Source organism: Candidatus Pyrohabitans sp., assembly GCF_054014795.1.
In genome coordinates, this window is the sequence record NZ_JBPMGE010000085.1 from 16,481 (window position 1) to 27,316 (window position 10,836).

At 54.7% G+C, this 10,836-nt stretch carries 16 protein-coding genes; 11 read left to right on the plus strand and 5 right to left on the minus strand.

All coding sequences use genetic code 11. The features are described from left to right. Positions 1 to 5 precede the first annotated feature (5 nt). From ACXJJW_RS08975 to ACXJJW_RS09020, 10 genes are all read left to right on the plus strand, one after another. Positions 6 to 2,705 (plus strand): PAS domain S-box protein, encoded by a 2,700-nt coding sequence (locus tag ACXJJW_RS08975; RefSeq protein ID WP_456475404.1) that lies wholly within the window; start codon positions 6 to 8, stop codon positions 2,703 to 2,705. A gap of 3 nt (positions 2,706 to 2,708) precedes the next feature. After that, entirely contained in the window at positions 2,709 to 3,281 is a 573-nt protein-coding gene (locus tag ACXJJW_RS08980; RefSeq protein WP_456475405.1) for a methyltransferase family protein, read from the plus strand. Positions 3,282 to 3,368: 87 nt separating this feature from the next. Then, positions 3,369 to 3,971: an METTL5 family protein gene (locus ACXJJW_RS08985; protein ID WP_456475406.1), complete on the plus strand. Its 603-nt coding sequence runs from the start codon at positions 3,369 to 3,371 to the stop codon at positions 3,969 to 3,971. Between the two features lie 2 nt (positions 3,972 to 3,973). Then, the gene (locus ACXJJW_RS08990; protein WP_456475407.1) at positions 3,974 to 4,543 is read left to right on the plus strand and encodes an exosome complex RNA-binding protein Csl4; all 570 of its coding nucleotides are present in this window, start codon (positions 3,974 to 3,976) and stop codon (positions 4,541 to 4,543) included. 12 nt (positions 4,544 to 4,555) lie between these two features. Further along, positions 4,556 to 5,041: an RpoL/Rpb11 RNA polymerase subunit family protein gene (locus tag ACXJJW_RS08995; RefSeq protein WP_456475408.1), complete on the plus strand. Its 486-nt coding sequence runs from the start codon at positions 4,556 to 4,558 to the stop codon at positions 5,039 to 5,041. Then, entirely contained in the window at positions 5,013 to 5,447 is a 435-nt protein-coding gene (locus ACXJJW_RS09000; RefSeq protein WP_456475409.1) for a ribonuclease III family protein, read from the plus strand. The genes ACXJJW_RS08995 and ACXJJW_RS09000 overlap by 29 nt, the downstream gene beginning before the upstream one ends. Beyond that, positions 5,432 to 5,959: a DUF531 family protein gene (locus tag ACXJJW_RS09005; protein WP_456475410.1), complete on the plus strand. Its 528-nt coding sequence runs from the start codon at positions 5,432 to 5,434 to the stop codon at positions 5,957 to 5,959. The genes ACXJJW_RS09000 and ACXJJW_RS09005 overlap by 16 nt, the downstream gene beginning before the upstream one ends. A gap of 1 nt (position 5,960) precedes the next feature. Then, positions 5,961 to 6,398 (plus strand): NUDIX domain-containing protein, encoded by a 438-nt coding sequence (locus ACXJJW_RS09010; protein ID WP_456475411.1) that lies wholly within the window; start codon positions 5,961 to 5,963, stop codon positions 6,396 to 6,398. After that, entirely contained in the window at positions 6,385 to 6,693 is a 309-nt protein-coding gene (locus ACXJJW_RS09015; RefSeq protein WP_456475412.1) for a transcription factor S, read from the plus strand. The genes ACXJJW_RS09010 and ACXJJW_RS09015 overlap by 14 nt, the downstream gene beginning before the upstream one ends. A gap of 57 nt (positions 6,694 to 6,750) precedes the next feature. Continuing rightward, a complete protein-coding gene (locus tag ACXJJW_RS09020; protein WP_456475413.1) occupies positions 6,751 to 7,368 on the plus strand; it encodes a helix-turn-helix domain-containing protein in 618 nt (205 codons plus the stop codon). Here the strand turns inward: ACXJJW_RS09020 and ACXJJW_RS09025 are convergent. After that, a complete protein-coding gene (locus ACXJJW_RS09025; protein ID WP_456475414.1) occupies positions 7,343 to 8,212 on the minus strand; it encodes a Clp1/GlmU family protein in 870 nt (289 codons plus the stop codon). The two genes, ACXJJW_RS09020 and ACXJJW_RS09025, sit on opposite strands and share 26 nt — an antisense overlap. Positions 8,213 to 8,299: 87 nt before the next feature. Next, entirely contained in the window at positions 8,300 to 8,665 is a 366-nt protein-coding gene (locus ACXJJW_RS09030) for a hypothetical protein (protein WP_456475415.1), read from the minus strand. Between the two features lie 159 nt (positions 8,666 to 8,824). On the opposite strand from ACXJJW_RS09030, the gene ACXJJW_RS09035 reads away from it, so the two are divergent. After that, positions 8,825 to 9,067: a LuxR C-terminal-related transcriptional regulator gene (locus tag ACXJJW_RS09035; RefSeq protein ID WP_456475416.1), complete on the plus strand. Its 243-nt coding sequence runs from the start codon at positions 8,825 to 8,827 to the stop codon at positions 9,065 to 9,067. Between the two features lie 10 nt (positions 9,068 to 9,077). Here the strand turns inward: ACXJJW_RS09035 and ACXJJW_RS09040 are convergent, their stop codons facing one another. The 3 genes from ACXJJW_RS09040 to ACXJJW_RS09050 form a co-directional block, all read right to left on the minus strand. Further along, positions 9,078 to 9,458 carry a HEPN domain-containing protein gene (locus tag ACXJJW_RS09040; protein ID WP_456475417.1) on the minus strand — a complete coding sequence of 127 codons (381 nt, stop codon included), beginning with the start codon at positions 9,456 to 9,458 and terminating at the stop codon, positions 9,078 to 9,080. Next, the gene (locus ACXJJW_RS09045) at positions 9,451 to 9,762 is read right to left on the minus strand and encodes a nucleotidyltransferase family protein (protein ID WP_456475418.1); all 312 of its coding nucleotides are present in this window, start codon (positions 9,760 to 9,762) and stop codon (positions 9,451 to 9,453) included. The genes ACXJJW_RS09040 and ACXJJW_RS09045 overlap by 8 nt, the downstream gene beginning before the upstream one ends. Before the next feature lie 153 nt (positions 9,763 to 9,915). Next, the gene (locus ACXJJW_RS09050; RefSeq protein WP_456475419.1) at positions 9,916 to 10,587 is read right to left on the minus strand and encodes a hypothetical protein; all 672 of its coding nucleotides are present in this window, start codon (positions 10,585 to 10,587) and stop codon (positions 9,916 to 9,918) included. Positions 10,588 to 10,836 lie beyond the last annotated feature (249 nt).

The window sequence follows — 10,836 nt, forward strand, 5'->3', positions numbered from 1 at the left end:
AGAGCATGTGCTGCGAGGATAAACCCGGGCCAAGGGAGCTCATAGATAAGCTCAGGGAATCTGAGCAGAAGTACAGGGATTTATTTGAGAATGCAAACGATTTAATTCTTGTTTTTAACATGGATGGGGTTATAGAGGAGACAAACCGCGCCGTGGAGCAGCGCGTGGGCCTGAGAAAGGAGGAGATAGTGGGGAGGCAGATGGAGGAGTTTGTCCCTCCCGAGTTTCATCAGAGACTCAGGGAGAGGCTGTCCCATATACTGAAAACAAAGAAGTCGCCGGACAGCTTTCAGGAGTACCCCGTGAAGGATGCGAAGGGTGAGATATTCTGGGTGGAGGCGAGGGGCAGGCCCATCCTCAGGGCAGGAAAGGTGGCGGGTATTCAGGTGATAATGCGGGACATCACCCAGCGCAAGCGTGCCGAGGAGGCGCTGCGCGAGAGCGAGGAGAAGTACCGCTCGCTGGTGGAGAATTCCCACACCGGCATATACATTATTCAGGACGGCATCTTCAAGTTTGTAAACCAGAAGCTGTGCGAGATAACCGGCTACTCCAGGGAAGAGCTCATCGGCATGGATTTTCGCAAGCTGATAGCGCCTGAGAGCAGGCACATAATACCGGGGACGCTTAAAAGGCAGCGCGGCGAGGCGGGGGCAGCGCGCTTTGAATTCAGGGGGGTGCGCAAGAACGGGGAGAAGAGGGATGCACTTGTTTACTCTGTGCCAATAGTGTACAAGGGCAAGCCCGCTGTGCAGGGCAATCTCATAGACATCACCGACATAAAGAGGGCGCAGGAAAAGCTGAAGATACTGGCTAGCATAGTGGAGAACGTCTCGGAGGCGATATGCAGCATCGACCTGGAGGGCAGGATAACCTACTGGAATGCCCATGCCGAGAAGCTTTTCGGCTACTCGGGAAGGGAGATAATAGGCAGGCACATCTCTGTGCTTGTGCCCGAGGACAGGGAGGGGGAGGCGGAGCACTGCATGCAGGTCGCCTCCGAGAAGGGGTACATCTCCGGCTATGAGACCGAGAGGGTGAAGAAGGGCGGAGAGCGCTTTCCCGTGGAGCTCAATGCAACTGCTCTGAAGGATGAGAAGGGTAGGATTAAGGGCTTCATATCCATTATGCGGGACATCACCCAGCGGAAGCGCGCCGAGGAAGAGCTGCATCGGCGTCTGGACCAGCTCCAGACAATCTACTACATCGCAGATGCGGTAAGCCGGGCGGGGGCCATTGAGGAGATATACGAAAAAGCGCTAAACGCCCTGCAGCGCACCCTCAGGGCGGATAGAGCGGCGATACTGCTGTTTGACCCGGACGGGGTACTGCGCTTCAAGGCCTGGCGTGGACTTTCCGAAGGCTACAGGAAGAAGGTGGAGGGGCATTCGCCCTGGCTGCACGAAGAAAAGAATCCGCAGCCGGTTCTCTTCTCAAATGTGGCGGAGGATCCCGGTCTGGGGGAGCTGCGGGCTGTGGTTCTCGATGAGGGCATCCGCGCCCTGGCCTTCATACCGCTGGTGTACAGGGGGAAGCTGCTGGGGAAGTTCATGAGCTATTACAATACCCCGCATCAGTTCAGCGAGGAGGAGGTGCAGCTGGCCCAGACCATCGCCAGCCACATCGCCTTTGCAATAGAGCGCAAGCGTGCCGAGGAGGCGCTGCGCGAGAGCGAGGAGAGGTACCGCACCCTGATAGACAGCGCTCTGGATTCCATATTTATGCATGACCTGGAGGGCAACATACTGGAGGTTAACAGGGCCGCGGCGAAGCGCCTGGGCTACACCAGGGAAAGGCTCCTCGGGATGAAGATTCAGGATATTATTCCGGAGCACAGGAGGCAGATGTTCCATGAGATTATAGGGAAGCTGCTTGAGAGGAAGAGCATATTTTTTGAGTCGGACCACCTCCGCAGAGACGGCACCACCTACCCGGTTGAGGTGAGTGCGAAGCTGATGGAGTTTCGGGGTGAGAAGGTCATCCTCGCCATTTCCAGGGATGTTACGCAGCGCAAGCGGATGGAGCAGCAGATTATAATCTCAGAGAAGCTCGCCTCGCTGGGTGTTCTCGCCGCGGGGATAGCCCATGAGCTCAACAACCCGCTGAACAACATCTACCTGCTTGCGCAGCTCATAAAGGACGACATGGAGGCGGGGGATATAAGGGAGGAGGATGTGAACATGATACTCCAGCAGGTGCAGCGTGCCTCCAGCATAATACGCGGACTGCTGGAGTTCTCCCGGGAGGGCTTTGTGAGCTTTGAGGAGGTGGACATAAACTCTGCGATAGAGGAGATGCTGAGTTTTCTGGCAGACATAATCAAGAGGCATCGTGTGAGGGTGGCGAAGGAGCTTGAGGCCGTGCCGAAGGTCGCCGGGGACAAGACCATGCTCCAGCAGGTGCTTGTGAACCTAATAACCAACGCCTGCCACGCCATGCCCCAGGGAGGGGAGATACGTATAACCACCCGGAGGAGGGACGGGAAGGTGGAGATTCAGATAAGCGACACGGGCGTGGGGATAAAGAAGGAGCACCTTTCGCGAATCTTCGACCCCTTCTTCACCACGAAGGAGAGGAATGGCACCGGCCTGGGCCTGGCGGTTAGCCACAGTATAATAAAGCGCCACGGGGGAGAGATAAGCGTGGAGAGTGAGCCCGGGAAGGGGAGCACATTCAGGATTCTGCTGCCCACACTGGAAGGCTGAGGTATGGGCGTCTACGCAGTGCTCTGCGCACTCTTTGGACTCTTTGCCCTAGTGCACTCTCTCACAGCCGCCAGGTTCTTCAAGGCGTGGGCAGGGAGGGCACTTAAGCTTGAAGGCGCCAGGTATCGCCTGATTTACACCCTGCTGAGCTTTGCAACGGTGCTGCCCTTCGCCGCCTACTGGTTCGCTAGACGTGGAGAGACACCTCTGCTGCTCTCCGTCACCGGCGCAGCGGCTGTGCTGGTGCTCCTGGTCAAGCTTGCGGGGGCAGCAATCCTGGTGGTGAGCATAATTCAGACAGGCATGGCGGAGTTTCTGGGCCTCAGGCGGGAGCAGAAGAGGCTGGTTACCTCTGGCTTATACGCGAGGGTGCGCCACCCCATGTATCTCGGCGCCCTGCTCTTCATCTGGGCCTCGCCTGAGCTTCGCGCCCTGGATGTGCTGCTCTACCTTCTCGCGACCCTGTACTTCGGCTTTGGCATCTACATGGAGGAGCGAAGACTCGGCGAAGAGTTCGGCGATGCCTATGAGGAGTACCGCTCCCGCGTGCCGGCGATTTTGCCGAGGCTGCGGTGAGTGTCCTATTTTTCCAGCGGGGTTACATGCGATGGCGGGGGGCATATGGAACATAAAGAGTTTATAATATCTGTGCAAATTTAGAATGTGGACAAAAAAAGACTTGAGATCCTGTTGCAGCGCTGTGAGGGCTTCAGCGAGCCAAAGCTCGAGCTGGAGCAGTACCTCACCCCGGCACCCCTCGCGGCGGAGCTTCTCATACTCGCGCACCTGAAGGGCGACATCGGCGGGAAGGTTGTATACGACCTGGGGTGCGGCACCGGAAGGCTGGGCATAGGCGCGGCACTTCTCGGGGCGGAGCGCGTGGTGTGCGTTGACAGCGACAGCTCGGCAATCAAGCTCGCTGAAAAAAATGCTGAAAAATTTGCTCTCGATAACATAGAGTTTATTCTGGCTGACGTCAGAGATATAAGCGGGAGCGCAGATACCGTGCTTCAGAATCCGCCTTTTGGGGTGCATGTTAAGGGTGCTGATAGAGCCTTCCTTGAGAAGGCGCTGGAAATTGCGCCTGTGGTTTATTCAATTCACAAGCGCGAAAGCAGAGGCTTTGTGCTGCGCTACGTTCGAGAGCTCGGCGGCAGGGTGGCAGAACTCAAACCAGTGCGCCTTGAGCTGCCCAGGAGTTACGATTTTCACAGGAAAGAGAGGAAGTTTATTGAGGTTGATATATACCGAATATTGGAGGCTTAGAGATGGTTGAAGCAGGTGAATTTGTGGTGCCCGGCAAGGAGCTGGGCTTCAGTGAGGAGTTCATCCCCGGGAAAGGTACCTATGAGGAGAATGGCAGGATATTTGCTTCCCTGACAGGGGTTCTCAAGATAGACATGAAGGAGCGCAAGATTGAGGTTGAGCCCAAGATAAACACCATACCCGAGCCCCGCATGGGCGACATAGTGGTGTGCAAGGTGATAGACGTAAAGCAGCAGTTTGCCCTGGTAAGGCTTGTACGCATCCTGAACAGCCGGCGTGAGCTTCCGGGCAATGTCTACGGCACCATCCACATCTCCCAGCTCCGCAGCACATATGTGCAGGACATAGACAGTGAGATAAAGATGGGGGATGTGGTTCTCGCCAAGGTTACAAACACCAGGCGGGTGCCCATCGCCCTGAGCATAGTTGAGCGCCCGCTGGGTGCAATTAAGGCTTACTGCACAAACTGCAACATAGCGCTGAAGCTTGAGGGCAATAAGCTCGTGTGCCCGAACTGCGGCAGATACGAGTCGCGGAAGTATTCCACAGAGTACGGCAAGGGAGTCATATAAGGAGGTTGCGACGTGGAGATAAAGGTTATTAGAGAGAATGAGAGCGAGCTGGAGTTTGAGCTCGCAGGCGAGAATCACACCTTCTGCAATGTTCTGCGTCGTGCACTCAACCAGAAGGACGAGGTGGAGGCTGCGTCTTACCGCATAGCGCATCCGCTGCTCTCCCAGCCGGTGGTCTACCTCCGCGTAAAGGCCGGGATAGAGGTGCCCCGCACGGGTGAGAAGGAGGTTGAGATAACCGCCGTACCCGGCATCGGGCCCAAGCGCAAGGAGCAGCTTGCAGAGGCCGGAATTAAGACAGCAAATGAGCTCCTCAGGGCAGACCTGGACGACCTGGCTGAGAAGACGGGCATTGCCAGGTCGATACTTGAGCGCTATGTGAGCGAGGCAAAAAAGCTGGACTACGGCATACCCTCCCCACCGCGTTATGTGCTGAAGCAGGTGCTTGAAGAGGTTGCGAAGGAGTTTGATGAACTGCAGAAGAAACTTGAAAATTGAGAGGGATAGGCGTAACTATCCTGCACTTGGCTTTGACGCCAGCTTTGCCGAGCTCTCTCCCCTGGGGGACAGCATAGCTAATTTGCTCTACTCCCTTGCACTCTCGCGAGCCCTCGGCAGGGTGGTGGGAAGGAAGGTCTCCAACTCCATCCTCGCGGAGGCTGTGGTTAAGGCAGGGCTGCGGGAGCGCGCTGGCACCCGCATGGATAAGCACAAGCTGGGCGACTTCGCAGAGAGCCTCCTCGCCTGCGCATTCCTGCAGGGTGCGCTCAACATTGAAGGGGGTGTTGCCCTGCTGGAGAGTGAGCTTCGCGGAGCCGGTGAGTGTGAACTCAGGGCAGCTTCTGTGGCTGCCTTTGCAGCGCTTCTCGCAGAGGTAGGTAGTGCAGTATGGGAGGAAGGATAACCCTGGGGCTGTACAACAGCTACGACGCCTCCAGGCTTCACGACATACACAGGCGGAGCATAGCTAGGGCTGCACCGGTCTGCTACGCCTTTGAGCAGAACCTGGCGCTTTTTGGATTTCCCCTCGAGGGCAGCTTTTCAAGCGTTGTGGAAGCCCTCGCCAGAGACACCACCATAGGTGAGGGCGGGCGCTACCTGAAGCTGCTCGCATCTCAAGGTAGGCTGGGCATCTTTGATTTTCCACGTCGGGGATTTCCGCCGCAGCTCGGCGAGGTGGTGGCGGCAACCTCTAAACCTTCGCCGGAGAAGCACATCTCGCCACGAAGTCTTGCTGCGAGGGCAAAGCGGGGCTCCTTCCTGGTGGTGATGGGCCTGGGAAGGCGGGGCCTGCCAAAGGAGGTGCTCGACATCGCAGCGCATCACCTGGAGCTTTCTGGCAAAGGCATAGCCTTTGAGACCTGCACAGTCATAGGGATGCTGCCTGCGATGCTCCACGCCTACGGAGGCGATTAGTATGCGCTGTCCCTGCATCTGCGGCTCACGACCTGCACCTGCGCTGGCAGTGGACATAATAATAGAGGTGGGCTCACGCATAGTGCTGATACGCAGGAAGCACGAGCCCTTCTCAGGGTGCTGGGCTCTTCCCGGGGGTTTCGTGGAGTGCGGGGAGCGCGTGGAAGAGGCTGCGAGGCGTGAGGCAAAGGAGGAGACAAATTTGGAGGTCGACGTTAAGGAATTGCTTGGCGTTTATTCGTCACCAGAGCGAGACCCCCGCGGGCACGTGGTCAGCGTGTGCTTCATTGCCCGTGGTGAGGGCGAGCTTAAGGGCAGGGACGACGCCAAGGAGGCGAGACTCTTCACCCCTGCGGAGGTGGCGGAGCTCAAACTTGCTTTCGATCATGCTGAGATAATTAAGGACTATATGAAGAGGAGAGAGGATGTTCTGCGATAAGTGCGGCAGCCTGATGCTGCCAAAGAATAAAAAGCTGGTGTGCACACGGTGCGGTGCTGAGGAGGAAATAGAAAACGAGGAAGAGTACAGAATTGTGAGGAAGGAGGAGAAGAAGGAAAAGATGCTAGTGGTGGACCAGGAGGTAAGAACCCTGCCCACCACTCGAGCAGAGTGCTCGCGCTGCGGCAACATGGAGGCGGAGTGGTGGCTCCTCCAGACGCGCAAGGCGGATGAATCAGAGACCCGCTTCTTCCGCTGCACAAAGTGCAAGTTCACCTGGCGGGAGTATCAGTAAGCACCTTTTCGAAAATGTTCGGAATATTTACTGAGGGCAGTCTGGGGATAATATGTAATGATTGAGGCAAAGCTCAAAATAAGGATGCCCGAAACCTGCGCCGTGGCTGCGGTGCGCGTCTCTGAGAGGGTGCAGGTCAAGCTCCTGGACACGACGCCCTATGAGAATGAGGGGGTGAAGAGTCTCCTTCAGATAGAGTCGGACGCCTGTCTGGACGAGGTGCTGAGTGCAATAAATTCAGAGAATCTGGAGGATGTGAGTAAGGTATCCCCATCCAAGGCAAAGGCTTCTCTGACTGTGCATCAGTGCATTCCTGCGAGGAGCATCCTGGAGGCCGGATGCTTTATAAAGTCGGCAAAGCACACCGAGGAGGGTGTGGAGTGGGAGATAGTTGCCAGGCGCTCCTCCCTTATAAAGCTGGCGGAAATCCTGGAGGAGAAGAACTACTCCTTTGAGATAAAGAGGATCGGGGAGCTGGAGGGGGACAGGAGGCTCCTCACAGAGAAGGAGGGGGAAATACTGGAGTATGCCCTGATAAATGGCTACTTTGACTCTCCGAAGAAGACGGGAATAAGGGGCATAGCCAGGCACTTCGGCATAAGCATCTCCACGGCTTCGGATATGCTGAGGAGGGGGATGAAGAAGGTGCTCAGCAGGTACTTTGAGGAAAATTAGGGTGAAGCTCCCTGCCGTCCTCGCGAAGCAGTATGCTGCCCAGCTGCACCACCGCAACCTCGCCCCTGACGGGCGTGAGCAGCCTTAGCACTGTGCCGTCAAAGCCCCTCACTATGCCCAGACCGAGGGCCTCATTCTCCCTGTCTGCCAGAGCGACTAGCAGGTTGGGTCTAAGCCGAGCTTTCCAGTTTATGCCTGCCCTCTGGAATCTCACCGCCTCAGCCTTCAACTCCCTCTCCCTGCCGGAGCTGAAGTACCTGCGAAAGGCATCTCTTCGCAGCCTCCGGCGCTCTTCAAAGCTCTTGGGCTTTGCCTCAGCAGAGACGGGCAGCCTGAGGCAGGGCACATGGGAGTAGCTTTGCAGCAGCGGCTCAAGCTCAGTGCTGCGCTGCAGTGCGACTAGAAGCTCAGGCTTCAGAAGTTCTATCTTGAAGCCCTTGAGGGCAAAGCCCGCGTCCTTCACAAAGCCAGTGGTGTTTATCACCGCCATCTCGCCTCGGGCTTTATCTGCAAGAAGCTTTGTACCCACCAGGAGGGGTAAGAGGTGTCCCCGGGGTGAGGTGGAGCCTACGAAGTACATCGCCCTGAGCTTCTCCAGTCGCAGCTCATAGAGGTACTGAAACTCGCCCAGCGTAACAGTTGCCGGCGGACCCAGATCCTTCTGTCCGATGTCCGCATCGATAAAAGAGCAGGCCATACCTGCGCCGAGAAGCTCTCTGAGCAGGTAGCGCAAAAAGGTGCTTTTGCCCACGTCGATGTCGCCAAGAACAAGGACCCTGCGGGGCCTTTCATCTGCGATGCGCCCTGCAGCGGCCTTCCACTCCTGCGGCAGGTCGATGTTCATGGTTTAACTCTCTACGGTGTGGAATAAAAAAGTTGCAATAGAAAATCAGCAGTGGAAAAAGAAAAAGGGAAAAGGTTAGCGAAGCCTTTAGAAGACGGGCTTCACCTTGTACATGGTTATGCCTGCTTTGCGCAGGAGCTTCATAGTCTTGACGCCGTCCGGCGGGAATACGTGAATCGTTGCATGGAAGGGCGGGACGGTCATGACGGTCTTGTACTTAATTGGTATCTTGTTCTTCTTCAGGAGCTCATAGGCGCGCTGGTAGTCGCCGTTCATGTAGTCAACGCGTATTGGTATGCTCACGTCAGTACCACCGGGCACGTCGTCCACAATAAGTCCTCGTCTCTCCTTCTCCTCCCACTCGCGGATGTCGTCGTCAGTAAGCTCTTCCTCAAACTTGCCAGGGAATTTCCTGGAACTCAACCAGGGGGCTTCAAGCGGATTTACTCCCATTCAACTCACCTCATATAATAGCTTCTTATTATACAGACCGCAGCTCAAATGCTGCAACCCATTATATGCAGCTGCTGATATATAAATATTTGCCCTCCAGCGGATGGGAAAATAATATATACCGCCCCGGAGATAATAGTTAACTATTATGGTGATAACATGAGTGGTGTGGGAATACTGACTGAAAGGCAGGCGCAGGTGCTGCGCTATGCTGCGATGGGCTACACACAGGGGGAGATAGCCAGTGCGCTGGAGATCTCCCAGCCCCGTGTTTCAAGCGTCCTGAAGGCGGCCCAGAAGAAGATAGCCCTGGCGAAGAAGACAATGGAGTTTTACGAAGAGCTGAAGTACATAAAGGAGCTCAGAGAACGCGGATTTCATGGTGATGCGGTGCTGAGATAGATATCAAAGATTATTTTATATCATTTATAAGCCTTCTTATCCTATTAATGAATTCTTCTGCCTCTTCAATAACGCTTTCAGCCTCTTCTCTGTTGGCCGTGAAATATACATCATAGTCCGCCTTTTCTCTAAGTCTCATACTTTTTGCATAGGCTTTTAGGTATGTCTCCTCAAGGAAATTCCTATTCACAAATTCAAACCCAAGCTTTGCAAGCACGCCTCTGTGCTTTTTCACTTGAATGTTTTTGATTGAAAGTAACGCCTTCGCGGCGTAGTACTGAGCGTAATATCCTTCACTTATAGCGCTGTTGTATTTTTCAGCCTCAAGCAGTATTTTAGCTGATGAAAGAGCCTCCTCGGCCCTTTCAAGGTATCTGTCCCACTCAGGCATAAACCACGCCTTCCCTCTCAACACTCTTTATGAAGCTCGTGCCCTCTCTTTTGAGGTACTCGAACCTCTCGGGAGTAATATCGTGTGGTGAGATAAACACGCCATACTTCAGCAAAATAGGCACACTTTCATCAATTAGCTCCTCGAGCTTAACATCGCCCACAACAAGCACGTCAATATCGCTCTCCTCTCTGGCCTCACCTCTTGCATAGGAACCGAAGACGATTATCTTCTCCACCTTATACTTCTTTTTAATTCTCCAGATGAACTCCTGCAGCGCTTTTTTTCTTACGTCTTCTGTCATTTAGACACCTACACTCTAAATGGGCATGTCCTATGTAGAAGTTAATATAAGCAATACTTTTTAATCTTACCGTCAACCCTCTGAGTTTGACAACTCCTGTTTAAAACCTGCTGACACATACAGATAAAAATAAGGGGAGTAGCAAAGCCCGCGTCACTTCGCAAGCTGCGCCTCCATCACGAAGTCGTTGGCGATTTCCCAGAGAACACACTTTATCTCGTGCTGCAGATTCTCCATATCTTCGCGCCTGCCGTATAGGGCCGGCTGCAGCGGCTCCATGAGTATGTCCGCCGCCATCAGGGCGCGCTCCCTTGCATCCAGCTTCCTGTCCTCAAGCACCTTCTTGGCACGCTCCGCCGCCTCGCGGATGGGCTCGGGTATCTCCTGGATGCCTATCCGCCTGAGCGTCTTCTTTACCTCCTTGTCATCAGGCTTCAGGAACAGGTCGAGAGAGTAGGAGATCTTTTTTGTTGCCTCGATGCTCTTTGTCTGCCTCTCCACCCAGTCCAGATTGTACCTGACCACACTCAGACGGCGCATCGCCTCCTCGACTATGAGCTTCTTTATTATTGCAGGCAGCTCTTTCATCACCTGAAGCTCTGCGAGCAGAGCCTCTGCCTCGTTTATCCTTTCCTTTGCCTTCCTGCCCTTATCCTTGAGGATGCCCTCTATCTGTGCCACCTTCTCAGCTGCACTCTCGGGAATATCCTCGAGGGTGAGATTCATGGTCTTGAGCATCTCCTTGGTTTCCTTGTCTTTGCCAACAAAAACCTTCAGGTTTTCGGCGATCATCTCAAGCTCCCTATCCACAAAGTTCTCAGCCAATGAGCTCACCTCCTTCAGAAAATTTATCTCCCGCCAGCGCTATAAATATTTATCCTCGGCAACTGCAGACAGTTGCATCATCAGATTGCGGTATTTCGCTGTGCTCAATACCGCTATGTTTCCATAGCTGGAAAGTGGTATCGTAAGATACCACATTATGTGGATGCAACCAACTGTGGTTGCGCAAACTTCAGAAAGTTTGATCAGCAACTGCAGACAGTTGCTCTCGGGTTACATGACGAGACTCGC